18 protein-coding genes and 1 pseudogene are annotated in these 26,435 nt (G+C 63.4%); 10 read left to right on the forward strand and 9 right to left on the reverse strand.

All coding sequences use genetic code 11. From position 1 onward, the window contains the following. On the reverse strand, window positions 1–807 hold the full coding sequence (locus J7E83_RS13015) for an SRPBCC family protein (protein WP_214962722.1): 807 nt from the start codon (window positions 805–807) through the stop codon (window positions 1–3). 78 nt (window positions 808–885) lie between these two features. Between J7E83_RS13015 and J7E83_RS13020 the strand changes: the two genes are divergently transcribed. After that, on the forward strand, window positions 886–1,383 hold the full coding sequence (locus J7E83_RS13020; protein ID WP_214962724.1) for a DinB family protein: 498 nt from the start codon (window positions 886–888) through the stop codon (window positions 1,381–1,383). A 26-nt stretch (window positions 1,384–1,409) separates the two neighbouring features. Here J7E83_RS13020 and J7E83_RS13025 read toward each other — a convergent pair whose 3' ends face one another. Beyond that, window positions 1,410–1,586, reverse strand: coding sequence for a hypothetical protein (locus J7E83_RS13025; protein WP_214962726.1), 177 nt, complete (start codon window positions 1,584–1,586; stop codon window positions 1,410–1,412). Between the two features lie 110 nt (window positions 1,587–1,696). On the opposite strand from J7E83_RS13025, the gene J7E83_RS13030 reads away from it, so the two are divergent. The 4 genes and pseudogenes from J7E83_RS13030 to J7E83_RS21530 all read left to right on the forward strand — a co-directional run bounded on the left by J7E83_RS13030 (window position 1,697) and on the right by J7E83_RS21530 (window position 4,029). After that, complete coding sequence (locus J7E83_RS13030; protein WP_214962727.1) at window positions 1,697–1,954, forward strand: hypothetical protein; 258 nt, start codon at window positions 1,697–1,699, stop codon at window positions 1,952–1,954. A 122-nt stretch (window positions 1,955–2,076) separates the two neighbouring features. Next, window positions 2,077–3,033: an alpha/beta fold hydrolase gene (locus tag J7E83_RS13035; protein WP_251043835.1), complete on the forward strand. Its 957-nt coding sequence runs from the start codon at window positions 2,077–2,079 to the stop codon at window positions 3,031–3,033. Window positions 3,034–3,085: 52 nt separating this feature from the next. Further along, window positions 3,086–3,520 (forward strand): annotated as a pseudogene (locus J7E83_RS21525) (alpha/beta fold hydrolase); the annotation flags it as partial. Window positions 3,521–3,537: 17 nt separating this feature from the next. Beyond that, window positions 3,538–4,029: a hypothetical protein gene (locus J7E83_RS21530; protein WP_311379683.1), complete on the forward strand. Its 492-nt coding sequence runs from the start codon at window positions 3,538–3,540 to the stop codon at window positions 4,027–4,029. 12 nt (window positions 4,030–4,041) lie between these two features. Here the strand turns inward: J7E83_RS21530 and J7E83_RS13045 are convergent, their stop codons facing one another. Continuing rightward, entirely contained in the window at window positions 4,042–4,821 is a 780-nt protein-coding gene (locus tag J7E83_RS13045; RefSeq protein ID WP_214962728.1) for an aspartate/glutamate racemase family protein, read from the reverse strand. Window positions 4,822–4,945: 124 nt separating this feature from the next. Between J7E83_RS13045 and J7E83_RS13050 the strand changes: the two genes are divergently transcribed. The 3 genes from J7E83_RS13050 (at window position 4,946) to J7E83_RS13060 (ending at window position 8,181) form a co-directional block, all read left to right on the forward strand. Continuing rightward, on the forward strand, window positions 4,946–5,770 hold the full coding sequence (locus tag J7E83_RS13050) for a MurR/RpiR family transcriptional regulator (RefSeq protein ID WP_214962729.1): 825 nt from the start codon (window positions 4,946–4,948) through the stop codon (window positions 5,768–5,770). Window positions 5,771–5,907: 137 nt separating this feature from the next. Continuing rightward, on the forward strand, window positions 5,908–7,479 hold the full coding sequence (locus J7E83_RS13055) for an NCS1 family nucleobase:cation symporter-1 (protein ID WP_214962730.1): 1,572 nt from the start codon (window positions 5,908–5,910) through the stop codon (window positions 7,477–7,479). A 141-nt stretch (window positions 7,480–7,620) separates the two neighbouring features. Beyond that, window positions 7,621–8,181 (forward strand): DinB family protein, encoded by a 561-nt coding sequence (locus tag J7E83_RS13060; protein ID WP_214962731.1) that lies wholly within the window; start codon window positions 7,621–7,623, stop codon window positions 8,179–8,181. 55 nt (window positions 8,182–8,236) lie between these two features. Here J7E83_RS13060 and J7E83_RS13065 read toward each other — a convergent pair whose 3' ends face one another. From J7E83_RS13065 to J7E83_RS13075, 3 genes are all read right to left on the reverse strand, one after another. After that, a complete protein-coding gene (locus tag J7E83_RS13065) occupies window positions 8,237–8,686 on the reverse strand; it encodes a GNAT family N-acetyltransferase (RefSeq protein ID WP_214962732.1) in 450 nt (149 codons plus the stop codon). A gap of 201 nt (window positions 8,687–8,887) precedes the next feature. Next, window positions 8,888–18,652 (reverse strand): family 43 glycosylhydrolase, encoded by a 9,765-nt coding sequence (locus J7E83_RS13070; protein WP_214962734.1) that lies wholly within the window; start codon window positions 18,650–18,652, stop codon window positions 8,888–8,890. Window positions 18,653–18,873: 221 nt separating this feature from the next. Next, complete coding sequence (locus J7E83_RS13075) at window positions 18,874–20,235, reverse strand: MFS transporter (protein WP_214962735.1); 1,362 nt, start codon at window positions 20,233–20,235, stop codon at window positions 18,874–18,876. 199 nt (window positions 20,236–20,434) lie between these two features. On the opposite strand from J7E83_RS13075, the gene J7E83_RS13080 reads away from it, so the two are divergent. Continuing rightward, the gene (locus tag J7E83_RS13080; protein WP_214962737.1) at window positions 20,435–21,685 is read left to right on the forward strand and encodes an Nramp family divalent metal transporter; all 1,251 of its coding nucleotides are present in this window, start codon (window positions 20,435–20,437) and stop codon (window positions 21,683–21,685) included. A 64-nt stretch (window positions 21,686–21,749) separates the two neighbouring features. On the opposite strand, the gene J7E83_RS13085 is transcribed toward J7E83_RS13080, so the two are convergent. Together J7E83_RS13085 and J7E83_RS13090 are read right to left on the reverse strand one after the other, a co-directional pair. Next, window positions 21,750–22,103: a GNAT family N-acetyltransferase gene (locus J7E83_RS13085; RefSeq protein WP_214962739.1), complete on the reverse strand. Its 354-nt coding sequence runs from the start codon at window positions 22,101–22,103 to the stop codon at window positions 21,750–21,752. A 68-nt stretch (window positions 22,104–22,171) separates the two neighbouring features. Next, window positions 22,172–23,365: a serine hydrolase gene (locus tag J7E83_RS13090; RefSeq protein ID WP_214962742.1), complete on the reverse strand. Its 1,194-nt coding sequence runs from the start codon at window positions 23,363–23,365 to the stop codon at window positions 22,172–22,174. Window positions 23,366–23,575: 210 nt separating this feature from the next. Between J7E83_RS13090 and J7E83_RS13095 the strand changes: the two genes are divergently transcribed. Continuing rightward, window positions 23,576–23,905: a DUF6457 domain-containing protein gene (locus tag J7E83_RS13095; RefSeq protein ID WP_214962744.1), complete on the forward strand. Its 330-nt coding sequence runs from the start codon at window positions 23,576–23,578 to the stop codon at window positions 23,903–23,905. Between the two features lie 118 nt (window positions 23,906–24,023). Here J7E83_RS13095 and J7E83_RS13100 read toward each other — a convergent pair whose 3' ends face one another. After that, window positions 24,024–26,336, reverse strand: a complete 2,313-nt coding sequence (locus J7E83_RS13100; RefSeq protein WP_214962746.1) for an FdhF/YdeP family oxidoreductase — start codon at window positions 26,334–26,336, stop codon at window positions 24,024–24,026. Window positions 26,337–26,435: the final 99 nt, after the last annotated feature.

Genomic DNA, 26,435 nt, shown 5'->3' on the forward strand with positions numbered 1-26,435 from the left:
TTACTCCTGTCCCAACGACTGGACCCGGGCCCCGGTTCTTCCGGGCGACGGAAGGGATGCCAGAGCCGACGGGGCGCGGGCGGAGAGCCGGTCCGGCGCACGCCGCAGGCAACGCCCCGCTCGCGGAACGGTCCAGTGCCGCGGGATCATCAATGAGGCTGTGGCAGCGGCTACGCCGAGGACGACGGCGGTACCCGGACGACCGCCGTCGAACCCTTGGCGGATCACGAGCGTCGCGGCCAAGAGGCCAGCCGACCTGGCCGTCGCATCGATAATCCACCGGTTGCGGGATTCCTTGGGGTCGACATCCGATTCTGCCCACAACCGCAGCCGGTCAAAGCTTATGGCCGTTGCCCAGCCCAGCAGCGGCCGGACCACCCGGCCGTCCAACACCTTGCCGAGACGGCCCATTCCTGGCTCATAGTTGTAGCCGGTGACAAATCGGATCGCCTGATCCGTGGGAATGTACCGCCAATAGCCTGAGCCCGGCCCGATGGGTGAAAGTGCATCGGAGGTGAAGAACTTGAGGACCGATGTTGCCTGCCCGTCGCCCCGAAACCTGTGGCCCAAGGAAATTCCGGTCCCGGTGATCGTGCGGAATGGAAGCAGGAACTCGTAGCGGAAGCGGGTAAGCCCCTCGGCGTCGCGGCTTGTGGGAATGATCCGGGAAAACCGCAAGTCCCACCGCGGATGCAGATCCGGGTCCTGGCTCAATGTCCAAAGGCGCTCCATGGGTACGTGGATGGCAATTTCGACGTAAATCTGTTTGCGCTCGGATGACAGTAGCCTGCTCTGATGTTCCCCCATTCCAGCATCATAAATGGCCGCCGGCATTGACCTGCCCCTTGGGAGTGCCCGGGGCGACAGTCTGGAATACTTTGGGGCATGCCCTTCCTCCCCGTAACGCTCTCCGAAGAAGTTATCAATCAGCCAGTCCAGGCCCAGTTCGAGGCATTCGTCGACGAGCACCGAAGCGCACTCAATACCTGTCTGGATGGCCTGACCGAGGAACAGGTGCGCCGATCATTGGTGCCCTCCCGGACCACCCTTTTGGGCCTGGTGAAGCACGCGACGTTCGTCGAGAAGGTCTGGTTCGACGAAGCCATCACGTGCCGGCCCCGCGCCGAGATCGGCATTCCTGCGACGCCGGACGAGTCGTTTATCCTCAACGACGACGACACTATCGCAACCATCCAGCGCGCACACAGCGAGGCATGCGAGGCATCCCGCCTCGCCGCATCCTCCTTGCAGCTGGACGACCTGGTCCATGGCAACCGCCGCGGTCCGCTCCCGCTGCGCTGGGTGTACCTTCACATGCTCCGGGAGCTTGCACAGCACTGCGGGCATGCAGACATTCTCCGCGAGCAGCTCCTCAGCGACTAAAGGCATAGGATCACGTCAACGTCTTCTTATACGACGGCGGCGTCGTTCCGGATCCGCACAGCATCATCACTGCGGGACACGACAACAAGACAGCCCGCACCGTTGCCTTCCGCGACGGCGAGACCGTCAACGAGCAGGCGCTCGGCGAAATGTTCAGGGCGATCATCGCCAACAACAGGGCTGGCGGCTGGAGGAAAATCCAAGGCACGCTGTAGCCGCGGCCTCCGCGCAGCGCGCCTCCACCTGTAGATTGTCCCAAGAGGGTGCGGGCGATTTCACACCTGACCCAATGACTGCCATCCGAAGGAGCCGCATGACAAGCACCGATTTTGAAAAGTTCCTCTCGGAATCCGTGAACCAGGAACGCGATGCCGAATCCGGCCTCGACGGCGATGAGCTCTACGGGCTGTACACGAGCTGGTGCCTGCTCAACAACGTGGAGCCCGAAACCCCCGATGCCCTGTGGACTGCCCTGAAGGGGCACCACATCAGCCCCCGCAACAACCACCTGACCATGAAGGGACCAGTGGCCGCTGACTACATCATCGCCAGCGCGCCTGATCTTGACTGATCAACGGCGGCTAAAGCTCTCCTGTTGCTCCGGCGTCGTCCACTTCTCCGCGCTAGCCTCCTGTTTCGCTGCCACGTGACTCGACGAGCTTCTTGAATTTGCGCGCGTCCGCTTTGACCTGCATGTTATCGATGTTCAGGACGGCGCCGTGGCTCCTGAACGAGGACAGCAGTCTCTGGGTTGAGGTAAGTAACGGTGTGCTGAATGATGGACTAATGTTCGCGGGTTTCGTCGTCGAAGACCTTGCTCTGGATGGGGCGGTTGTCCATGTCCGGCACGGCGGGGAGGGGCCTGCCGTGCTGCTGCTCCACGGGCACCCCCGCACCGGTGCAACGTGGCATCGGGTGGCGCCGGCACTGGCAGAAATGGGTTACAAAGTGGTTGTCCCCGACCTGCGCGGGTACGGCGCATCTCGCGGGCCCGGACCCGACCCGGGCCACGTGCCCGCCTCAAAGCGGGCGATGGCCGGGGACCTCGTGAATCTCATGAAGGCATTGGGGATTGAGAAGTTCTTTGTCGCGGGCCACGACCGCGGAAGTTACGCGGCTTTCAGGCTGGCCATGGATCATCCGGAACTCGTTTACCGGACGGCACTGCTTGACTGCCTTCCGATCGTGGAGCACCTCGAACGCGTCAACGTCGACTTCGCCACCCGGTGGTGGCATTGGTTCTTCTTCGCCCAACCGGACATTCCGGAACGAGTGATCAACGCCGATCCGGACAGCTGGTACCACGGCGACCCACACCGGATGGGCCGGGAGAACTTCCAGGAGTGGCGGGCCGCTACCCGGGATCCTTCCGTGGTGCGCGGCATGCTGGAGGACTATCGGGCCGGCCTGACCGTTGACCGCACCCACGAAGAAGAAGACCGGGCAGCAGGCCGCCGGTTGAATATTCCGCTCCTCGTCCTCTGGTCGCTGCGCGACGACCTGGAACAGCTGTATGGCGATCCACTCGTCATCTGGCGCGAATGGGCCACCAACGTCCAGGGCCGGGGCATCGACTCCGGACATCACATGGCTGAGGAAGCACCAGAAGTACTAACCGAGGCGCTCGCCGACTTCTTCAAACGCCCTTGACTCTTCCGTGGACCTCGCGGGTTTCATCAGCTTTTCCCATATCGTTGGGCAGATGATTCCTGAAAGCACGGAGACGAGCAACGGCTGGGTAGATGTACCCCACGGGAAGATCTACTGGGAGGCGACGGGAAATCCCTCAGGTGTTCCAGTTCTGTACCTGCACGGCGGCCCCGGTGGATCCCTGGGCAAAGGAGGCTACCGTAAACGGCACGACCCGGCCCGGTTCTGGACCATCGGCCTCGACCAACGTGGGTGCGGCAAAAGCCTTCCAACAGTCCAGGACGACCTGGGCAACTTGCAACAGAACACCACGCAGGCGTTGATTGACGACATCGAGGCGGTGCGGGAACACCTTGGCGTTGAAAAGTGGATTATCACTGGTGTCTCCTGGGGCAGCACACTGGCTCTCGCCTACGCCCTCAGGCACCGTGACCGTGTCCTGGGCATCGCCCTGATGGCCGTGACAACGACAAGCCGGGACGAGGCCAGTGGATTACTGAAGGCGTGGGCTGTGTCTTCCCTGAAGCTTGGAAGGAGTTCACAGATGCCGCCTCGACAAACCCTGGCGAACGTGTGGTCGAGGCCTACGCGCGCCGGCTGGCCGGGGAAGACCGCGACGACGCGCGGCATGCCGCCCTGGCCTGGGACCGCTGGGAATCCACGCATATATCCCTGGACCCGAACTGGCGGCCTGGTGCGATGTTCGATGACGAGCGCGAGCGCATGACGTTCGCGCTCCTCGTCACGCACTACTGGTCAAACGATGGGTTCCTGACCAATGGACAGGAGATCCTGCAACGGATCCACGAGCTCGACGGGCTCCCCGGCTACCTCATCCACGGCCGCCGGGACATCAGTGGCCCCGTCGTCACCCCGTGGAAGCTTCACCAGCGATGGAAGAGCAGCACGCTCGTCGTCGTCGAAGGGGAGGGGCACGGTGGTCCCGAATCCATCGCTGCACTGTCGCAAGCGGTCGAGGACATCGACGGCGGATGAAACCCCCGGCACCTACTCCACCGGCATCGTGACCTTCTGCCCGGCTAACTTGGCTCGACTAACCTGAGCAGAAGCGGGGAACGGCCAGCCGGTGATGGTCTTCGAACGAGGCGTGGCGTACGTCCGGACCTTTGACGTGGACAATCCCATGCGCACGAGCGACTCCGCGATGGTGACGGCAGCGGCCACTCCGTCCACTACCGGCACCGAAGCCCGCTGCCGGATCTGCTCGTCGAGCCCGGCCATGCCGCCGCAGCCCAGGACTATGACTTCCGCCTTGTCTTCTCTGACCGCGAGCAGCGCCTGCTCCACGATGGCCTCGATGGCCCGGTCCGGGTCCTCTTCCAGCTCAAGCACTGCCAGCCCGCTGGCGCGGACAGACGCGCAGCGCGCATCGAGTCCGGCAAGCTTCAACCGGTCTTCTATTAGCGGCACGGTCCGGTCCAAGGTGGTCACCACGGAATACTTGTGGCCCAGGAACATCGCAGTGCTGGCAGCGGCCTCGGTGATGTCGACGACCGGAACGTCGAGGAGTTCCTGCAGGCCTTCGCGGCCGTGTTCGCCGTAGCCGGCCTGGATCACGGCGTCGTACGGCTCCTCGTAGGACAGGACCGTGTCCATCACGCCGATGGCCGCGAGATAACTTTCGAAATTTCCTTCGCAGGAATCGGCGCCGAACCGGGGCGTGAGTCCGATGATTTCCGTTTCTGCGGCTGCCACCTGCCGTGCCTGGGCAGCGATGGAGTCGGTCATGGACCGGGTGGTGTTGACATTGGCAACGAGAATTCTCATGGTTCCTTTTCCTGCGTACCGGCGATCAGGGTTTGAAGGCTTTCTCTGAGAAGTATGCCCCGGATGGATTGTGTGCGCGGACCCCAGGGGTTGACGTTGCCTTGCACCGTGAGACGGTAGTTTCATGAGGATCGACGAACGAATCGGACAGCACTACCCGGAACTGAGCCCTCAGGAGCAGAAGGCTGCCGACACTCTCCTGGACCGACTGGGCGACCTCGCTACCTACAACGCGGCGGAACTCGCCAGCCTCAGCGGTGTTTCCAAAGCCACCATGAGCCGCCTGTTCCGAAGGCTTGGCTTTGCCGATTTCAACGAGGTCAAGGAGCACACACGCAACATACGTTCCAGCGGGATGCCGCTTGGTTCACAGAGCATTGACGCCAGCCTCGCGAGCCACATGGACCGGGAGATGGAAAACATCCGGCGCCTCTTCGAGCTTCTTGATGATCCCCGGCTGGCGGCGGCGACTGAACGAATTGCCGATGCCGACAGAGTCCTCCTCATCGGATACCGCAACAGTTTCCCCGTTGCACTGCACTTGCGGCAACAACTGCTTCAATGCCGCAACCACGTAAACCTGGCCCCGCAACCTGGACAAAGCCTTGGCGAGGAGCTGGCGGGCCTGGGCAAGGGCGACGCCGTGGTCCTTTTTGGCTTCCGCCGAAGGCCCGCGGAGTTCCACAGGGTCCTCAAGACGGCGGCGTCCACCGGAGCGGCAACCATCCTCATCGCAGACTCAAGCGCGAGGCGGCTGGCGGCAGATACCACCATCTGGATCGAGTGCCCTGTCGACGGCCCTCAGGCTCTCGACAGTTATGCGACGGCGATGAGTCTCGTCAGCGTCCTGGCTAACGGAGTCCTCACGCTCCTTGGCCGCGGTGGCCGTGAACGTGTCCGGAGGGTTGCCGGGATGTTCGACTCTCTGGGTGAGATCGAGTCGCTGTGAGGCGGGCAAGCGCGACGTCCCGGCGATGACGTAAAGAGAAATTGTTGCGGCAGAAACAGCAGTGAAACATCTGTTCCATCTAATTGATCTCATGAAACGGCCGGACCGTCGGCTGTCCTGATCAATCAGAGGAACACATGTCAGAGTCCCAGACGGCCGCTCCCCTTCGGGAAGACGTTCCCCCGCAAGCCGGCCCTTCTGCCGCCTACGATCCCCAGCTCAGCAACGAGGATCTCGTCCCGCTCAAGAAACAGCACTGGAGCAGTTACAACCTCTTCGCGTTCTGGATGTCCGATGTCCACAGCATCGGTGGATACGTCACAGCCGGAAGTCTGTTTGCCCTTGGACTGGCGAGCTGGCAGGTACTCGTTGCCCTGCTGGTAGGCATCGTCATCGTCAACATCTTTTGCAATCTGGTGGCAAAGCCCAGCCAGCTCACGGGCGTCCCTTACCCCGTCATCAACCGGGCGGTATTCGGGGTCAAGGGCGCCAACATACCCGCCATTATCAGGGGCCTCATCGCTGTCGCCTGGTATGGCGTCCAAACGTTCCTGGCCTCCGAAGCCTTGGTAATAGTCTTCCTGAAGTTCTTCCCCGGCATGGCACCGCTGTACGACGTCGCACACTCCGGCTTCCTGGGTCTCTCCACCCTTGGCTGGATCTGCTATGGAATCCTCTGGGTGGCACAGGCCGCGCTCTTCTGGAACGGCATGGAAAGTATCCGCAAGTTCATCGACTTCGCCGGTCCCGCCGTCTACGTCGTGATGCTGGTGCTCGCCATCTACCTCGTCTCCAAAGCAGGCATCGGCAACATCAGCCTGAACCTCTCCAGCGGTGAGCCCCTGGACTTCGCGGCCTCCATCCCTGTGATGATCTCGGCCATCGCACTGGTGGTCTCCTACTTCTCCGGCCCGATGCTGAATTTCGGCGACTTCGCACGGTACGGCAAGAGCTACAAGGCGGTCAAGAAGGGCAACTTCCTGGGCCTGCCGGTGAACTTCCTCTTTTTCTCACTGCTGACGGTCATCACGGCGTCTGCCACCATCCCGGTATTCGGCCACCTCATCACCGACCCGGTCAAGACCGTCCAGGAAATCGATACCGTCTTCGCCGTGCTGCTCGGCGGCCTGACCTTCGTCATCGCCACCGTGGGAATCAACATCGTGGCCAACTTCATCTCACCAGCCTTCGACTTCTCCAATGTCAGCCCCCAGAAGATCAGCTGGCGGGCGGGCGGGATGATTGCCGCCGTCGGCTCCGTCATCCTGACCCCATGGAACTGGTACTCGAACGACGACGCCATCCACTACACCCTGGGAGTCCTGGGCGCGCTGATCGGGCCCCTGTTCGGCATCCTGATCGCCGGCTACTACGTGATCAGCCAGCAGAAGGTGTGGGTTGATGACATGTACACCCTAAAAAACACGGGCCGGTACTGGTTCCGCAACGGCTACAACCCGAACGCAGTCAAGGCCGTGGCAATCAGCGGCGCCATTTCCATCGCCTCGGTGCTGATCCCCAAGATCCTGCTCGATACCGGCGCCAGCTCGGTGAACGCCACCTGGATCGGCAACTACAGCTGGTTCCTTGGCTGTGGGCTGGGCCTGGTGGTGTTCTGGTTCCTTGAGCGGAGGTCGCCGATGATCAGCCTGGAGCCGACCGGAACCGAATCGGACCTCAACGTCAGCGAAGGCCTCCTGAGCCCCTGATCCCAGCGCGAACGAGCAGTTGTTGCCCCTTTTCCCGCAGAATGAGGGCATCAACTGCTCGTTCGCGGACACCGTCTTACGAAAATCCGGCGGGCGCTTTTATGGTGACGTGGCCGGTCGTCGCGGGTAAGAATGAAACCCATGACTGAAGAACCAGCACGATGGACCCAGGCCACCATCTACGCCGACATGTGGGTCGACCCCGACGATGACCCCCGGGAGAGCGATGGAGTCAGTCCGGACGGTGAGCTCGCGACCCTGCAGGACTACCTGACGAACTACCGCCTCACTCTGCTGATGAAGTGTGAGGGCCTGGATGCCGGGCAAATGGCCCGCCGATCGGTTCCACCCTCCACCATGTCGCTGCTCGGCCTGCTTCGGCACCTCGGCGAGGTGGAGCGGGACTGGCACAACTGGATCGGCGACGACGATCAGCGTCCGAAGCTTTACGGCCAACGCGACGCGGACTTCGATGGAGCGGTGGCTGAACAGGCAGAGGTGGATGCTGCGTACGCGAGTCTGGCACGTGAGCAGGCCGCCACCGATGCCGCACTGGCCCAGCACCCTGAACTGGGCGAGCGCGTTGGCAAGAAGGGGATCGCCATCCGGGAATTGATGGTGCACAGGATTGAAGAGTACGCCCGTCATTGCGGGCACGCTGATCTCCTGCGCGAGTGCATCGATGGACGCGTGGGCCAATAATCGGGCCATGACCGCTCCACTGTGACTGTGCCTTATCTACGGCCAGGCCCTGCAGTTACCCTTGGAGATGGAGAACATTCAGTTCTTGTGCCGGCTCAAAGCCCAATCGTTTGTAGAAGCTCCGTGCTTGGACAGAAGGAGAAAGCACCATCCGCGCCGCTCCGATGGCTTCGGAGAACCGAATCGACGCCTGCATGAGCTCGCCCCCTAAGCCGGCATTCCGGAATGCCGGAAGCACATAGACATTTCCCACGTAAACCCAGTGCGTGGAGGCCTTGCCCGGCTTGGGCATCCGCTCGAAAATCATGAGGTTGAGCATGCCGATCAATTTCCCGTCAAGCTCGGCCACAAAGTGCTTCCGGGGGTTGGTCTGTGCCCATTGCAGGTAGGTTCGCTCGAAATCCGGATCTTCCGTGAGAGCAGGGTCTTGCTCTGCGGCCCACTTCGCCCTGAGCCTGGCAAGGCCGGGTGTGTCTTGTGCGGTTCCTTCGCGAATATTCGGCATGGAAGTACGGTACCGCGGCCGGCGAATGCAAGGATGGGCCTGCACATCAAATGCACCCCGTATCCTCGCAGCGAAGGGAACAGCATGCACAGCTGGAAACCCGAAAGGGGTATGCGGTCCGGCCGCATACCCCTTTGCCTTCGCTGTGCCTTTTCGGTCAGCTCACTTCATGGCTCACTTCTTGTCAGCTCACTTCATGGCTCACTTCTTGACGGTGACGCTGACTGTGGCTGCAGGTTCCCCGTCGCTGCCCGTCGCCGTGATGGTCAGTGGCCCCGACGGGGTGGCCGCGGGGATCAGCAGGGTAGCCTGTGCGGCGCCCTTCACATCGGTGAACACGGTGCCGAGCATGGTGGTTCCAGCTGTCAGGACAACCCGGTCCCAGCGGTTGAAGCCAGCCACCGTGAAGGTCAGGGAAGCACCAGGCTTTACCCTGTCCGCGCTGGACTTCACCGAAGGGGGCACGTCCGGCGTGATCTTCACGCTGGTGGTGCGGACCTTGTCCGCGTTCCCGGCCTCGTCGAAGGAGCGGTAACTGACCAGATAGTCACCGGTGGTGCGGATTGTCACCGGAGCCCCTGCGGCGATCGTGGTCCAAGCGCCCAGGTTGAGCCGGTATTCGATCCTGGCGACACCTGACAAGGAATCCTGGGCCGAGAACACCACGGTCACCGGGTTTCGCGGAGTCCCTGTACGTGACTCCGGCGAGGTTAGTGCCGCCGTCATCGGGACGATCTTGTCGATCTTCACCGCCACGCTGCCGGCCGACCCTGCCAGCACCACGTTGCTCTTCAGCAACCGGTGGTCCACCGCATGCGGACCGTTCGCCGAGACAGTGAACGGCTGCGCCGCAGGCTTCCACGCGCCGCCGTCGAGGCGGTACTGCGCCGCCGTCCCCGCCGGGGCGGTGATCGTCACCCCTACATCCTTGGCGTACCATCCCTCCGCTGACGGCTGTGCCTCCGAGGTGAGAGTCACGGCGGCCTTGGGAGCCGCTTCCGCCGGCACCATGACAGACTGCGCAGTGCTCACGTTCCCCGCGGTGTCCGTCGCGCGATACTCCACGGTGGCAGCATCTGCACCCACCATCACGTCCGTGCTCGCAGCCGCCGACGACGTCCACGCACCAGCGCCGCCTGTCCGGTACTCCAGGCTGGCCACGCCGGAGCCGGGATCAGCGTCGGCACCGGTCAGCCTAACCCGTCGGGCAGCGGTGTCTACGACGGCCGACGCCGACGGAACTACAGAATCGATCTTGATGTCCCGGTCTATGACGGCGGACACATTGCCCGCCGCGTCCACCGAACGGACCTTCACGGCAGGGCTGCCATCGCTCAACTGCAAGGGCACGAACACATCCCACGTGACGCCGCCGTCCCGGCTCGCCTCGATCAACGGCACCACTCCGCTGTCATCCGTAGCAGCGGCCGTCACAGTCACAGCCGACTTCCACCAGCCGTTGGAACCATCCGGCGTGTCAGGAGAAACAGTCACGGTCAACACCGGGGCGGTGGTATCAGGCGCCGCGATTGTAATCGTCGCGGTCTCCTCCGAGGTGTTACCCGCAGCATCGGCAGCACGGTAGTTGAGGGTGTGCGTGCCCGGCCCGGAGACTGAGATCACCCCCGAGTACGTGGTCCAGGGACCATCATCGAGCGAGTACGTCAACGTGCCCAGTCCCGAGCCGCCGTCCGCGTCGCTGCCGGACAGTGTTACTTCAACAGGGCCCAGTGACTTCCCGCCTTGGTCATCGAACGACGCCGACACCTGCGGCGCCGTCGCATCACGCCGTACATCCAATGTGCTGATGGCTGACTGGTTTCCGGCTTCGTCCGTCGCCCGGACCTCAACCGTGGATGTTCCCTCGCCGAGTCCGACGGCCGCCGAATACGGCAGCCAGGCACCGCCGTCGACCCTGTATTCAATGGTCACAGCCGAATCGTCGGCAGCCGATGCCACCAGGGACACGTTTCCCGTGTACCAGCCGTTATCGCCAGTGGCGTCGACAGGATCCAGACCTGCGGTCAGCACTGGAGCAGCCGAATCGGGCACCACAACCTTCACCTGCACGTTCTTGTACTGGTCGGCGAGTTCTTCGGCCGCGGTCATGTTCAGGACAGGCTGGCCGTCGAATCCGAAGTGCACCGTTGCAGCCCGCGCGTGCCGGCCCGGATCGAACAGGCCGCCGTCGCCCTTGTCGCCGGGCCCGGAAACCTCTCCGACAGTCCGCGAGTGGAAGACGATGACAGGGTTTCCGTACTCGTCGACGGTAAAGGAGTTGTGGCCTGGGCCCGCCTGGCCGGGAACGTCCGCGGTCTGCAGGATTGGGTACGGATTCTTGGTCCACGACGCCGGATTCATCAAGTCGCCGTTGTCGGAAGCCGAGAGCAAGCCGATGCAGTAGGCCGCGTCCACGGTTGCAGCCGAGAAGGTGATGAACACCTTTCCGTCCTTCTTGATGACGGCCGGGCCCTCGTTAATCGACAGCCCCTGGTTCTTCTCCCACGCCATGGTCGGCGTGGACAGCAGGATCGACTTGCTGGTCAGCTGGGACGGATCAGCGGGGTCGATGGTGGCCATGCGGAGCATGGAGGGACCAGGATTTTCGGCCCACACCACATAGTGCTTGCCGGCATTCTCGAAGTACGTCATGTCCAGTGAGAAGCCCTTGAAGGCCTCGGTGTCACCGGCGGCGGGCTTCATCCGGCCAAGTTCACGCCACTTGCTCCGGTCCATGAGGTCTGTGCCGTCCAGCTTCAGCACCATAGGCCTGATGCTCCACACACTGCTGTCAATACTGGCGGTGAAGAACACATACCAGCTGTCGCCGACCTTGTGCAGTTCCGGTGCCCAGACATACCGGTTGAGCGCCGAGGTGTTCTCGTCCCAGATGGTGACTTCGGGTGCACTGCCCAGCCCCGCGATGGTTGTTGCCCGGCGCAGGGTTACGCGGTCGTAGCCCTCGGGGTCTCCGCTGCCGACCATCGGGTAGGAGGCCGTGAAGTAGTAATACCCGTCATCCCCGAGGACAACGTCCGGATCGGCCCGCTGTGCAACCAGCTTCTCCGGGTAGGTGGGCTGCTGCACCGTGCCGTTGACGGTGTAGGTGCCCGGCTTGCCGGCCTTGGCCGCCGCAACATCCGTGGGGTTCCACTGCACGCCCATCGTTGTGGTCGAGCCGTTGCTGTACTGGACCGTTGACGTCGTCGGCAGCGCGAGCTGCCCATCGCCGTCCATGGTCACCTGGCCGAACGGGGCCACGCCGGTGTTGACGAGACGGCTGTACTTGGCGTTGGCCCGGTCATACTCGGCCTTGGTCAAGGCGATCGACGACGCCTGCAGGGCACCGGAGGGGAACGTACCTGGGCCGGACACTGGCACCGCCGGAACCTCAACCGGATCGCTGAAGGTCGTGAAGTCCTTCGTGGTGACCTGGTAGGTCTTGCCGTCGCCCAGGGACACGAAAGTCAATCGGTAGGCCGCGACGCTGTTGTCGTACTTCACCGCCACCGAAGCAGCTGCCATGTTCCGACTGTTGAACGGGACAAGCCTCTCCCCGGTGAACGTCACCAGGTCCGCCGAGTCGTAGACATAGATTGACGCCGAGTTGCTGTCAACGGTCGCAACAAGGCCGAAGGAGCCGTCCACCTTCCGGAACAATACCGGTGAACCGAACTTCGCGGTGCCCAAGGTCGGATACAGGACGGGACGGCCGTTGTTAAGGGCAGCGTAGTTGATGCTGTCCGGCGCTCCGGCAATATCCTGTGAACCGGCAAGATGAAGGGCATCAGTGCGGGCGGTGTCTCCCGACTGAATGTAGGCGCCGATCCGCCCGCCGTCGGCCGCCAACACCTTGACGGTGTAGGTGCGGACCTCGGTCAGGCCGTTGGCGGCGAAGGTCGCCGTCAGGGTAACTGGTGTTTCTACTGCCGGCCTGGTGACCTTGCCGGTGCCATCCAGCACCTGTGCGTTGGAGGACTCCCAGGATATGGCAACGTTTCCGACGGCGGCCGGCAGGATGATGTTCTCAGTCACCACGCGAATCGCCGGGTTGAAGGCATCCGCCACCAGTTTCAAATCCTTCTGGGGAGTGTTCGCCACGACGGTGAACGTGAAGGTTCGGGTGGTGGACTGACCTGCGAGCTCAAGGGCCGCGGTCAGGGTGACCGTGGCGTCCTCGGCGGCAGGCCTGGTGACCTTGCCGTTCGCGTCCAGGTGCGCCGGATCCGAACTGGACCAGGTGATCTTCGAACCCTTCGCCCCCGCCGCCGGGAGCGTCAGATCCGCCGCGATGGTGTCCGGGCCCAGGTTCAACGCGGCCGTGTCAGCGTCCAGTGCTGCCTTTGCCACCGCCGGATCACCGGAACCGCTGTAATAAGCGTTCAGGACATCCGCATCCGAGAACGCGGTGCTGAACACCGACACGTCCCGCACCCCGCCCCTGTAGAAATTATCCGGATAGGAGGACCGGCCGATATAGCCCACCAGGCCGGTGCCGAAGTCACTCACCTTACGGGTGGTGGCCACCGTGCCGATCTTGGTGCCGTTGTAATACCCCGTGATCGAACCCGGCGTGATCACCGTGGTGTAAAGCGCCCAGTCGGTGCCCGTCGCCGGACCCGGGATACCCCGGGACGTAGTCGTTGGCGAGATGCCGGCCTCGGTCCCCCACGGCGCCGATGCGTTCAACCCGTCGGTGATTACCGACTTGAACAGACCCTGCGGGTTCCGCGGATTCAGCAGCCAGTACTGTCCGGGTGGCGACGCTGCCGAACCGAAGAACATCGCGGCGTAGTTCCCCGAACCGGTGCCGTTCTTCAACCATGTGGAGATCGTCAACGTGTTCTGGACATCAAACATGCCGGCAGGCAGCTTCACGTACGCCGCCCCGCTCGTGGAGGAACCACCCGGAAGCGTCAGCTCCTTACCCGAAACCGTCGCCCCCGAACCCACGATCGTCGCCGTCTTCCCATTCCCCGAGGCATCCACCACCGACGTGCCAACGACCGAAGAAAAGTCATAGCGGGCCAACAACTGCGCACCCACAACCACCGGCGCCGACGTTGCCGACGCCGAGGAATCGCCAACAGCGTTGGTGGCCACCACGGCTGCCCGGTAGCTGCCGGCCTCCAGCCCGGTGAAGCGGCTGGACGTTACGGAGGCGTCGGCCTGGGCGGTCCTGTACACGGAGCCGTCTGCCCGATAAAGGGTCACGCTGTACCCGGAAATTGGCGATCCGCCGTCGCCCGGTTTCACCCAGGAAACGGTCACGGCGGTGCCGTCCACGGTTACTGAAGGTGCAGCCGGGGAGGCGGGGGCTACTGCTGCACCTGTCGAGGACACCGTAACTGTGATGCTCACCGCGGCTTTGTCCGGTGCCACTTCCTCTGCGGTGCTCATGTCCAGAACCGGCCTTCCGCCGTCTGCCCAGTGCACGCGCCGCAGGTATGTATCCCGGAGCGAGGTGTTAGTCGACTTCGCGTGGTAGACCAGCACCAGGTTGCCGTCCTCGTCGGTGGTGAAGCTGTTGTGGCCCGGCCCCAGCTGGGCGATCGCAGCATCGCTCTTAAGGATGGGCGAGTTGCCTTTGGTCCAGTTGGACTGATCGGTCAGGTCCACTTCCGAGGAGGCGGTGAGCAGGCCGAGGGCGTACGTGGTGTCCACGTTCGAGCCCGAGTAAGTGAGGAAAACTTTGCCGTCGCGCTTGATGACGAAGGGGCCTTCGGCCACGTTGGTGGTGTTCGTATCCCAGCCGTACTCCGAGGTCACCAGCTTCTTTGGCTCGCTGGACAGCCGGGTCGGGTCGGTGGGGCTGACCGTGGCGACCCAGATCTCGGCATCACCGGTCTGGCTGCCGATGTAGCGCTGGGACCAGGCGACGTAGGACTTGCCGCCGTCTTCAAAGTAGGTCATGTCCAGGCTGATGCCGGGGTGGCTGGCGTCGCGTTGCAGCGGCGAACCGTCTGCCTTCAGGACCTGCTTCGCCGGCTCCCAGTCAGCGGCGACCGTGGGGTCGCCACCGGTCCTGAGCTTCTGGACGTGTGCCTGCACCTTGTTCCAGCTGGCCTGTCCGATGCATGGTGCAAAGAAGATGTAGAGTTCCCCGGCCACCTCGTGCAGTTCGGGGGCCCAGAAGCAGCCGGCGATGTTCGCGCTGCCGCCGGTGGTGGCAACGGAGTGGTTGGCCGCCGTCTTCAGCCCCTCGATGGTGCTGGCCTTGCGCAGGTACATGTTCTTCGCGTTGATGACGTTGGCGTCGTCGGTGGCGATGAAGAGGTAGCTGTCCTTCCACCTGAGGATGGCCGGATCAGCCTCGGCTCCGATAAACGGAGCCGAGTAGGCCCGCTGCCGCACGGTGCCGCGGACAGTGTATTGGCCGGGCACGGCAGTGTTGACGGCTGCCACGTCCTCGGCTTTCCAGTCCACCGGAAGCGAAGCCTTCGAGCCATCGGAGTAGTCCAGCCCCGCTGCGAGGCCGCTGAGGTCGATCTGGGCGTTCCGTTCAACCTCCTGGTTCGGGACCGAAACGGCGGTGTTGGTGACCCTCCCGTACCTCTTGCCGAGTTCCGTTGCCACCGTATCGGTAACCGGGAGAACGTTGGACGGCGCGGCGCCCGCGATGCCGGTAGTCACCGCCGGGTCATCGAACGTCACGGCTCCTGTTCCCAGGTCACCGCGGCTGCCGGGGACACTGAGGCTGCCGAATGAGGTGTGGTAGGCCGTGCCGTCGTCGGCGGTCCAGGCCACCCGATAGGCCGATGCCGCGGAGTCCCACACTGCCTTCGGCTTGTTGACTCCGTTGGTGACGCCGAGGTCAACCAGGCCCACCTCGGTATAGGTCTTCAGGTCCGGGGTGGTGAAGTACAAGAGGGAGCTGGTGGCAGAGGAATCATCTGCTCCGTTCTCGAGCGCCCGGGTGGCGACGACGCCGTACCCGCCCGTGCCCAGCTCGAAGACGTATGGGTTCCGCAGGGTGCGGGTGTTCACGATGTCCAGGGCTGCGGTGGGTTGTGCCTTCGGGAACAGGATCCCGTAGTTGTCATTCAGGGCCGTGAAGGCGCTGGTTGAGGTGCCAAGGCCCAGGTGCATGCTGTAGGCGAGCTTTCCGCTGTAGGTGGCCGTGTCCACCACTGCACGCTCGTAGCTCAAAATGTACCGGGCCCGCTGTTCCGGCAGGACCGTGACGGCGAAGTCCTTGGTGACTTCGGCGTCGACCGAGCTATCGGAGGAACGCAGCTTCAGTGTGACTGTGGCGGCCACCGGAACGGCACTCGTAGTGCGCAGCACGTTGCCGGTGACGGAGACCCCGGCAGTGCTTGTGCTGAAGGCGGCGGAGTGTCCGGTCTGCGCGATGGGCAGGGTGGTGCCGGAGACGAGGGTAGGCCGGAGAACGTAGCGCTTGGCGGCAAGGGTGAGGTCGGCGACCGGGTTCTGGGCGGCAACTGTCATCTGGAACTCCCGGCTGATGATGGTGGTGCCGAGCTTGAGGGTCGCCGTCAGGGTGACCGCGGCGTCGGCGTCGGCGGGTCTCTTGACCTGGCCGCTGGTGGAGATGACCGCGGGATCCGAAGATGCCCAGCTGATGGTTGACCCCTTGGCGCCGCTGGCTGGCAGCGTGAGGTTGCCTGTCACCGGACCCGGACCGAGGTTGATGGCCTCGGCGTCAGCCTTGACAGCGGCGTCGACGATAGCCTGGTCCACGGTGCTGAAGTAGTAGTCCTTGATCTGTTCGGCAGTCTTCGCCGTGCTGTAGGCGAGGACGTCCTTGACGCCGCCCTTGTAAAAGGCGTCGGGATAGGAGGACCGGCCGATGTAGGACACCAGGCCGGTGCCGAAGTCACTCACCGTGCGGGTGGTGGCGACGGTGCCGATCTTGGCGCCGTTGAAGTATCCGGTGACCTGGTTGGGTTCGATGACAGTGGTGTAGAGGCCCCAGGAATTGTCAGTGACAGGACCGGCAACGCCCTGCGCAGCGTTGGTAGGAGAGATGCCGGCCTCGGTCCCCCACGGCGCGCTGGTGCTGTTTCCGTTGGTGATCACGGATTTGAAGAGGCCCTGCGGGTTGCGGGGATTCAGCAACCAGTACTGGCTGGGTGGTGAGGCCGCCCCGCCGAAGAACATTGCGGCGTAGTTCCCGGAGGCAGTCTCGTTCTTAAGCCATGCGGAAATGGTCAGCGTGTTCTGGCCGTCGAAGGTGCCGGTTGGCAACTGCACGTAACCCGCTGTGCTGTTGGCCGCTCCTCCGGGGAGGGTGAGGACGTCGCCGTTGACCGTCGCTCCGGTGCCCTTGATAGCACCGTCCCGTCCCCAGGGGGACGAGTCCGGCACCACCGTGCCGGTGACCTTCGAGAAGTCATAGTGGACAAGGGTGTCGCTGCCGGCAGGGATCACCGAGATGGTGGCCGTGGCGGTCAGGTCCGTGCCGGTCACGGCGCCGGTCACGGTGACGGTGCCCTGCCGGGTGTAGTAGTCCGCGGGCACCGGGGCGTTCCAGGCAACGGCAAGGTCCTTGGTGCTGCTGTCCGCAAAAGTCACCGTAGCGGTCCTGGGCAGTTTTGCGGGGGTTCCGACGACGGTGGCCGCCTTGACGCCGGCGACGGATGTCGCCTTGGGCAGGTAGGCGCCCATCAGCGCCTTCTGCTCGGCGGCAGTGATTGGCATGATGGTTCCGTGTCGCGGTGCCGGGGACGGCAGGGAGTATCCGGTCGGAACCGTCCAGGTAGCGTTCTGCAGGCTCGGAGAGAACAACGGAATGTACTTGCGGCCGCCGAACTCGTCAACGAACAAGTAATAGCCTGGACCGTTGACGTCGCCGTCGTTGGCTTTGAACACCGTCGGTCCTTCGACGGCGGCAGTGCCTGCTTTCTTGCCGATGCAGGTAGCGTCGAGCTTCCAGGTGTCGGAGGTGGCCGAGGTGACGGTCGTCACCGCGGTGAGGCTGGTGGAGTGCTCCTGCATGATGTCCAGGCAGCCGCTGGCTTGGGCCTCGTCCTTGGTGAAACGGTAGTAGGTGCCGTTCTCCGCGATCACAGTGCTGTCTATCCTGGACTGGCCGGTGTTCTGCCACACCTTGGCCGGACTGAAGGTCACGAAGTCGCGGGTGGTCGCATACAGCATCTGGTTGGGCTGGCTGTCGCTGTGGTCCGCCGTGTTGTAGAGCTTGGATGCCCAGAAGACAACATATTGCCCCAGTGTGGTGTCGTAGTAGGCCTCAGGTGCCCACGTGTTGCCAGCATTGTCCGGGGATACCTTGACGTGGCGCTGCTCGGACCAGTTGACCAGGTTCGTGGACTCCCAGATCTCCATATATTGGCTGCCTTGGCGCTGCGATGCGTCCCAGGTGGTGCCGCTGCCGATCGAAAGGTCGGTGGCGATCATGTAGAACTTGTCACCCTCCGGGGAGCGGACAATGAAGGGGTCGCGGAGGCCTTTGGTGCCCATCGTGGAGGTCTTCACCGGCTGGCCGCCGTTGAGGGTCAGCCAGTTGCGCGCATCGTTGCCGTTGCTGGCGCCGAAGTAAATATTCTCACCGACAAGCGAGTCGCCGGTGAAGTAGGGAAACATGTACGCCTCCAACTTCGGCGTCTCCGGGAGGGCCGGAACGACGGCGCTGAACGCCTTTGTGGTGACGGCGTCGTTCCTGGTGATCGTGGCGGTCAATGTCACCTGGTCATTCGGCTGGCCGTTAGCGGGGCGGTGAACGAGGCCGGTCGGGTCGACCACCGAGCTGTCTTCGGAAGCCCAGGCAATTGCGGTGCCCTGCGCCCCGGTGGTGGGCAGCGTCAGGTTTCCACGCACGTCGGCAATGTTGGTGACCAGGAGGGCGCTGGCGGCCGCCTGCACTGCAGCTTGGTCCTCGGTGGTCACCGCCTGTGCCTGTTGTGCAGGAACGATCACCAGCGTCGAGGCAATGCAGAAGGTCGCAATGCTCGCCGCCATTCTTAGCCAAGTACCGCTCGCGGTCATGAACACTCCTCTGTGTTTGACTCCCCCGCACTGGTATTAGGGGGACGTCCCGCCTAATCCTGCTCGGGCAGGACGAGCGGTGTGAGCGCTCACAATGTTTTGAACAGTAGAGCGCCGGGACGCTTTAGGCAAGAGTTACAGGCGAATGGGAAAGCGAATTCCAAAAAAAGCCAAATCATTACGGCCAGGGCCGTCCTGCAGCCCCTCGACGTTGACAACGGCTACTCCGTCCGCTCCCGCCACAGCAGCGTGATCAGGAAAGTAACCACGCCCAGGACCACCATGGCTAAGACCATGAGGCCCCAGCTCGACTGATCCACGCCGCCACCGGCGAACACCCCGATCAGCACCGTGGCCGTGATGGCGCCGACGTAGCGGCACGTCTGGAAAATCCCGGCGGCCACGCCCCGTTCCTGGGGCCGGGTGGACACGAACATGCCCTGGTTGGACGCGATGCTCACGGCCCCGTATGGAACGCCCATGAGGGCGGTCAGTGCAAGGACCAGTGGAATGGCCAGCGAGGTGGTCAGCAGCCACATCAGCCCGGCCACCGTGGTCAACAGGCCGACGCCGGAAATCAGCACCTGCCGCACGCCGAACCTCTGCATAGCCCGGACTGCCCACGGCGTCGCCAGGACGGACATGGCGGCCAGGGGCAGCATCAGGAGTCCCACCAGTCCGGGATCGTAGCCGGCCACCTCCTGCAGCAGCTGAGGCAGTCCGAAGAAAACAAAATAGTAGACGCTGCTAAACACGGCGAAGCCTAAGTACACCAGCATGAGCGGGCGGTTCCGCCCCAGGAGTCGGAGGTCCAAGAACGGCGGGTTGAATCGGAGCTCGCGCCAGACGAACAGCGCCGCCATCACCGTTCCCCCGCCCAGCAGCCACCAGCGGTAGCCCGGCACCACGTTCAGCAGGGCCATCATCACCAGGAGCAAGGACCCCACGAAGCCCAGAATGCCCGGAATGTCTGAGTCCCGGACCAGCTCGGCAAGGCTTCCGCGCTCGCGGGCACCGTCCTCTGGTGCAACCTGGCGCACGATCAGCAGAGCCGCCAAGGCCAAAGGCACATTGATCAGGAACAGCGCCTGCCAGCCCACCAAACCAACCAGCAGGCCGCCAATCACCGGACCAACTGCAGCGGCGGAGGTGTTGGCCATCTGGATGCGGCCCAGGGGACGGGACGATTCCATCCCGTCCCGGCGGGCCATGGCTCCGATCATCACCACAGCACTGGGGTATGCGGTTGCCGTGCCTAGCGCCATCACGGCCCGGGCCACGCAAAGCAGTGCGAAGTTCGGCGAAAACGGAGCAAACGCGCATGTGACCGCCACCAGCCCCATGCCCAGCATGAACATCCGGCGCGGCCCGAACCGGTCCGCGAGCCTTCCCATGAGCGGCTGTCCGGCAGCAGAGCTGAGGTAGAAGGACGTAATCACCCAGGTAACGGCTGCGACGTCGAGCCCGAAGTCCGCCCGCAGCACGACAAGTGCCACCGCGATCATGGACGAATTCAGGGGGTTCAGCGCCGTGCCCAGGCTGAGGCCAGCGACCGCCAGGCCGGTCCGGGATTTGTTGCTCACGGAAACAGTCTGGCGCACGCCCTTGTGGAACTACGACTTCACCAGTCGATCCTGCGTGTTCCCGTTTGTTCTTCTACTGGCGGAAACGCAGAACGAGCGCCGGAAGCCGACGGGGCCGGGAGACCGAAACTCTACTTTTCGGTATGCCTAAATTGGGCTATCCTCGTTCTATCAGTACCCCCAATGACGAGGATCAACGATGGCTGTTACCACCCTTCCGAAAGTACCGGCAACTGGCCGCAAATGGTCGCGTCTGCTGCTGATGGGGCCTGCCTTCGTTGCCGCCATTGCGTATGTGGATCCGGGAAACGTCGCCGCGAACCTGACGGCTGGTGCAAACTACGGCTATCTGCTCGTCTGGGTCCTCGTGGCGGCAAACGCGATGGCCGTCCTGGTGCAGTACCAGTCCGCCAAGCTTGGACTTGCTACGGGGCTGAGCCTTCCGGAGATCCTCGGTAAGCGCCTGGGCAACGGGCGCCGCAGGCTGTATTGGGTCCAGGCCGAGGTTGTGGCCGGAGCGACGGACATGGCAGAAGTCATCGGCGGGGCGGTGGCACTCAACCTGCTGTTCGGACTCCCACTGCTGGCAGGCGGCGTCATCATCGGCCTGGCCTCCATGCTGCTGCTCGCACTGCAGTCATCCCGCGGTCAAAAGTCATTCGAGTACGCCATCCTCATTCTTCTGGGAGTCATTGCGGTCGGTTTCGTTTCAGGACTCTTCGTCAATCCCCCGGACGCCGGAAGCGCCCTGACCGGCCTGGTGCCGCGTTTCGAAGGAACTGACACCGTCCTGCTTGCGGCCAGCATGCTCGGTGCCACGGTAATGCCGCACGCAATCTACCTGCACTCCGCCCTCGCCCGGGACAGGCACGGCTTCTCCGAGGATCCGGCCGTGCGGACACGCCTGATCCGGGCCACACGGGTGGATGTTGCAGGCGCCCTCATGCTTGCCGGCGTCGTGAACATCGCCATGCTCCTACTGGCCGCTTCCAGCCTGCGGGGTATCGAGGGAACGGACACGATCGCCGGGGCCCACGCCGCCGTCACCTCGGCCCTGGGCCCGGTCATCGGCGTCGTCTTCGCGATCGGACTGCTGGCATCTGGCCTGGCATCCACCTCAGTCGGCTGTTACGCCGGCGCCACCATTATGGGTGGGCTGCTCAAGTTCAAGGTGCCGCTGCTCACCCGCCGCGTGATCACCCTGATCCCGGCACTCGCCGTCCTCGGCGCGGGCGTCGAACCGACTCTCGCCTTGGTCCTCAGCCAGGTCCTGCTCAGCTTCGGCATACCGTTCGCCCTGATTCCGCTCATCCGCCTCACCGGCAAACGCGACGTCATGGGCATCCACACCGACTGGTGGGCACTCAAGATCGCCGGATGGACCAGCGCAACGCTTATCGTCGGCCTCAACTGCGTCCTCATTGTCCTGACCATCGCCGGGCAATCCTGACAGGGCTTTCCTGACAGGGCTTTCCACTTGCAGCCTGCATGTGCTTCAGGCTGGAGCCGGCCTCCTACGCCCGGGCGCGCGAAGCCAGGGCGTCGTTCAGGAACTCCAGGTGGGCAGGTGTGGTGGCAGTGATGTGGTCTGCATACCCTGGGTGCTTGGTGAGGAACTTCTTGATGAAAGGGCACACCGGCACGATTCCCACTCCCGCTTCCACCGTCTCATCCAGTGCCACCTTGGCGAGCTTGCCCGCGAGCCCCTGGCCTCCGTATTCCTCATTGATCACGGTGTGATAGAAAATCCGCTGTGGTGAGCTGCCGCCGTCGTACTCTTTGTACGCGGCCTTGCCGATCACGTTTCCGGCCACCAGGACTTCAAATCGCTCTCGTTCCGGGTTGTGGCGGATGGTGACATCAGTCATCGGGCTCTCCTTGGTTCGACTCTTGGTAAAGCCTAACCTCGGAGCCCCTAACCTTATTTCGTCGCGGGCTAGCACGCCAGGCTGAGCGCTTCCACGGCAGCGCCCGACATCTCAAGAGACTGAGGGTCATCGAAGCCAATCAGCCAAGGGGATGGTGCGCGGGCCACCGCCATGGCCACCTGGCGGGACCCGTCAGCGCTGATCAGGGCGAGCGCGGCGTATCCCCGCACCACCCCTACATGGCCAAAATAGTCGTTGTTGGAGCACACGTCATACAGCCTGACGAGACCAAGGCCGTACTGGTTATATTTTGGATGATGCATCTCCTCGACGCTTTGGCGCATCAGCAGAGTCCCTTTCTGCAGGGCGGCGAAGTAGGTGTTGAGTTCAGGGACCGTGGAGATCATCCCGGTGTCGGGAGAACCACTGTGGATGGGAGAAAGAACGTTGTCCACCAGTTCGTCATTTTCCGACCGGGTGTAGCCATGGATCATCCTCTGCGGAGCAGGCCCGTCACCGGTCATCAGGGTGTCCTGCAGCCCCAATGGCTCCACGCTGTCCGTGTCAATGACCGCCCCGATGTCCTTGCCCCGCAGCTTCTCGACGAGCAGTGCCAGAGCCGCATAGTTGGTGTTGGAGTAGCTGTAAAGGCTGCCCGATCCTCCGGTCCAGGGGTCAGCCGCGGCGGCAGCCAGCCGCTCCTCATGGCTCCTCTTATCGTCCCCTGGATCGCTCATCTTACGCAGAACGTCCCAGTAGTCGGGCATCCCGGACCGGTGGCTCAGCAGACTGCGTATGGTGATGGGTCCGGGCGGCTTGATGAGGCTCTCGAAGTCCGGCAGGTACTTCTGGATGGGGTCATCCAGTTTCACTTTCCCCTCTTCCACCAGCTTCATGACTGACACTGCCACCATCGACATTGTGACGTCACCGATCTGGGTCCGGTCCGTCAACTGGACGGGTTCCTGGTTCTCGAGGCTTCGGACGCCCGCGGCCGAGGACCATTCCCCCAGCCTCGACTTCATCTGGATGATGACCGCCGTCGCTCCCGCAGTGCGCACGTCTTCGCTGTAGTGTTCCAGCACGGAGACGTAGGCGGGCGTCGTCGGAGTAGCAGAGCCCGTGGCTGACTGGGCAGCCGGAGACTGCGGGTCAGGCGGATCGGGGGCACTTGTACAGCCTCCAAGTGAAGCCACCAGCGCCGCCGCCGCGACGGCAGCCGCAAGGCGGGATGAGACGGAACCATGGACGGCAGCCTGCATCTCAAGTCCCTTCAAGGGCCAATAAGCAGCTGGACTCCTAAGGGACCGCCAGTTGCACCGGCATTTTCAATGTTCCTCAAGGCTGATAGGGGTGTCAAGGACGCGCGCTCGCCCGGTGACGTAGCCGGCCAACCCTTGTAGTGTCATGAGCACCGGGCAAGGACTCCCCCTGCCGCCCACCAGCAACTATCCCGGCACTAAGGAGAGAGCATGGCAGTCGACGACGACGAAGCACGCGTCCTGGACGAATGGAGCCACCGGCTTGCCCAGGCACTGCAGATCCTCGATCTTGAAGTTGATCAGGAACTGCTCCTTGATCTCGCCAGGAAATCGGCAGGCTCCGTGATCCACGCGGCGGCACCGGTCACAACGTTCCTGGTGGGCTATGCGGCCGGACTTGAAGCCGGGACCGGAAGCGCCGGCTCCAAGGACTCCTCCACCGCTGCTGTCGCCAAAGCGGCTGACGTCGCATTCCAGCTGTGCGAGGACGGTCACGACGGCGGCCCGGCCAGCGAAGGCTGGGCCGACACCGCGCAGTAAGGGTGACATGAGCCCAGACCCGGGCTCCCTCAGCGGCGCTGGCCAGCATCAGCTGCGCTGGCCTGCACCGCTCCTGCGGGTCAAGGCCGGTCATTCGAGGCCAGTAATGTGTGGCCCCTTATGCCGGCGCCTGCTCCTTGGCGGGCTCCAGCCGCACGATCACTGCCTTGGACACCGGCGTCTGGCTTCCCTCGGCAACGCTGTCCAGCGGAACCAGCACATTGGCCTCCGGATAGTATGCCGCAGCGCAGCCGGTGGCCGTGGGGTACGAAACCACGCGGAAGTTCCTCAGTACCCGCTCCGCGTTGTCCTTGTAAACACCGTGGACATCCACGTATTGGCCGTCGCTGAGCCCGAGTTCGGCCAGGTCCTGGGGGCTCACGAACACCACGTCCCGTCCCTTCTTAATGCCCCGGTATCGGTCGTTGTGACCGTAGATGGTGGTATTGAACTGGTCATGCGAGCGCATGCTCTGCAGGATCAGGGTTCCCGCCGGACGCTCCACGTGCTCCAACTCGTTAACCGTGAGCATGGCCTTGCCGGTAGGCGTGTTGAACGTGCGCGAGTCACGCGGCCCATTGGGCAGCACAAAGCCGCCCTCCTGCCGGATCTTTCGGTTGTAATCCTCACACCCGGCCACAACGTGGGAGATGTGGTCCCGGATGAGGTCGTAGTTCTTTTCGAAACCGGCCCAGTCGGCCTGGATCGAATCTCCCACCACTTCGCGGGCCAGCCTGCTGACGATCGCCACCTCGGACAGCAGCCCCGGAGCCACCGGCCGGACCGTGCCATGGGACGGGTGAACAGCGCACACAGTGTCCTCCACGGACACAAACTGCGGCCCGGATTCCTGTTGGTCGAATTCAGCGCGGCCCATGGTCGGCAGGATCAGCGCCTCTGCCCCGGTGACCGTATGCGACCGGTTAAGCTTCGTGGAAATCTGGACTGAGAGCTCCGTGTTCTCCATCGCAGCCACGGCAGCCTGGGTGTCCGAAATGGCTCCCACCAGGTTGCCGCCCAGTCCGACGAAAACCTTGATCCCGCCGTCGCGCATCTGCCGGATGGTTTCCACGGCATCCACGCCGTGCTGACGCGGCGGGTCGAAACTGAACTCCTTGCCCAAGGCATCCAGGAAGGCGGGCGGCATCTGCTCCCAGATGCCCATGGTGCGGTCTCCCTGGACGTTGCTGTGCCCGCGGATGGGTGAGGCGCCGGCTCCTGGCTTGCCCATGTTGCCCCGGAGCAGCAGCAGGTTGATGATCTCCTTGATGGTGGCCACGGCCTTTTTGTGCTGGGTGATGCCCATGGCCCACGTGATGATGACCTTCTCCGCCTTGAGGTAGCGGGCGGCCAGTTCATCGATCTCTTCGGTCCGCAGACCTGTTGCTTCCAGCACTGCGGCTTCGTCGAGCTCGGCGAGGTGTGCCCGGAGCTCGTCGAGCCCCTGGCAGTGTTCCTCAAGGAACTGGTGGTCCAGCACGGTTCCCGGGTTCTTCGCCTCGGCATCGAGGACCCGCCTGGAAACGGCCTGGAGCAGGGCCATGTCCCCGCCGATCCGGACCTGCATGAACTGATCCGCAATCTGGGTGCCGCGGCCCACGATTCCCTTGACCGTCTGCGGGTTCTTATAGCGCATCAGCCCGGCCTCCGGCAGCGGGTTCACGGCCACGATCTCGCAGCCGGCCTCCTTGGCCTCCTCCAGCGCGGTGAGCATCCGTGGGTGGTTGGTGCCCGGGTTCTGCCCCATGATGATGATCAGGTCTGCCTTGGCGAAGTCATCGTAGGAGATGGTGGCCTTGCCGATGCCGATGGTCTGGCCCATCGCCCAGCCTGACGATTCATGGCACATGTTGGAACAGTCAGGCAGGTTGTTGGTCCCGTACGCCCGCACAAACAGTTGGTAAAGGAACGCGGCTTCGTTGGAGGTCCGGCCGCTGGTGTAGAACGTGGCCTGATCTGGGCTGGGCAGGCCAGTCAGCTTGTCCGCGATGACGGAGAACGCCTGCTCCCAGCTGACGGGGCGGTAGTGATCCTCCCCGGCACGCTTGTATACCGGCTCCGTGAGCCGCCCTTGCATGCCGAGCCAGTACTCGGTCCTTTGCCGCAGTTCACTCACCGGGTGCTCGGTCCAGAACTCGGAGCCGATCACCACTGGCGTGGCCTCCCAGGTGACAGCTTTGGCGCCGTTCTCGCAGAACTCGAACGTTTTGCGGTGTCCGGGATCGGGCCACGCACAGCTCATGCAGTCGAACCCGTCCTTCTGGTTCAGCGCCAGCAGGGTCTTCCGGGACCGGTCCGGGCCCATGTGTTCAATGGCGGGTTTCATCGAGTGATAGACGCCGGGGATGCCCGCGGCCCACGTCTTCGGGTGGCCGGTAACCTCGATTTTTGCCTCGTCAGGTTCTTCAACCCGCGGGTTCTTGCGCGCCACGCTGCACTCTCCTTGATTCGCAGACCGCTGCCGAAAACCAGCGCCAGCGCCGGTTCGAACAGTCACTTTCCACAGTTGTTCAGGCAGCGGTGTAAGTCA

It is taken from the genome of Arthrobacter sp. ISL-48, from assembly GCF_018613805.1.
Taxonomy (GTDB): domain Bacteria; phylum Actinomycetota; class Actinomycetes; order Actinomycetales; family Micrococcaceae; genus Arthrobacter.

Bases quoted from the DNA above. Each gene is read 5' to 3' on its own strand.
- J7E83_RS13015 (WP_214962722.1), bottom strand. From the start codon at position 807: ATGGGGGAACATCAGAGCAGGCTACTGTCATCCGAGCGCAAACAGATT.
- J7E83_RS13020 (WP_214962724.1), top strand. From the start codon at position 886: ATGCCCTTCCTCCCCGTAACGCTCTCCGAAGAAGTTATCAATCAGCCA.
- J7E83_RS13030 (WP_214962727.1), top strand. From the start codon at position 1,697: ATGACAAGCACCGATTTTGAAAAGTTCCTCTCGGAATCCGTGAACCAG.
- J7E83_RS13035 (WP_251043835.1), top strand. From the start codon at position 2,077: ATGTTATCGATGTTCAGGACGGCGCCGTGGCTCCTGAACGAGGACAGC.
- J7E83_RS13045 (WP_214962728.1), bottom strand. From the start codon at position 4,821: ATGAGAATTCTCGTTGCCAATGTCAACACCACCCGGTCCATGACCGAC.
- J7E83_RS13050 (WP_214962729.1), top strand. From the start codon at position 4,946: ATGAGGATCGACGAACGAATCGGACAGCACTACCCGGAACTGAGCCCT.
- J7E83_RS13055 (WP_214962730.1), top strand. From the start codon at position 5,908: ATGTCAGAGTCCCAGACGGCCGCTCCCCTTCGGGAAGACGTTCCCCCG.
- J7E83_RS13060 (WP_214962731.1), top strand. From the start codon at position 7,621: ATGACTGAAGAACCAGCACGATGGACCCAGGCCACCATCTACGCCGAC.
- J7E83_RS13065 (WP_214962732.1), bottom strand. From the start codon at position 8,686: ATGCCGAATATTCGCGAAGGAACCGCACAAGACACACCCGGCCTTGCC.
- J7E83_RS13070 (WP_214962734.1), bottom strand. From the start codon at position 18,652: ATGACCGCGAGCGGTACTTGGCTAAGAATGGCGGCGAGCATTGCGACC.
- J7E83_RS13080 (WP_214962737.1), top strand. From the start codon at position 20,435: ATGGCTGTTACCACCCTTCCGAAAGTACCGGCAACTGGCCGCAAATGG.
- J7E83_RS13085 (WP_214962739.1), bottom strand. From the start codon at position 22,103: ATGACTGATGTCACCATCCGCCACAACCCGGAACGAGAGCGATTTGAA.
- J7E83_RS13090 (WP_214962742.1), bottom strand. From the start codon at position 23,365: ATGCAGGCTGCCGTCCATGGTTCCGTCTCATCCCGCCTTGCGGCTGCC.
- J7E83_RS13095 (WP_214962744.1), top strand. From the start codon at position 23,576: ATGGCAGTCGACGACGACGAAGCACGCGTCCTGGACGAATGGAGCCAC.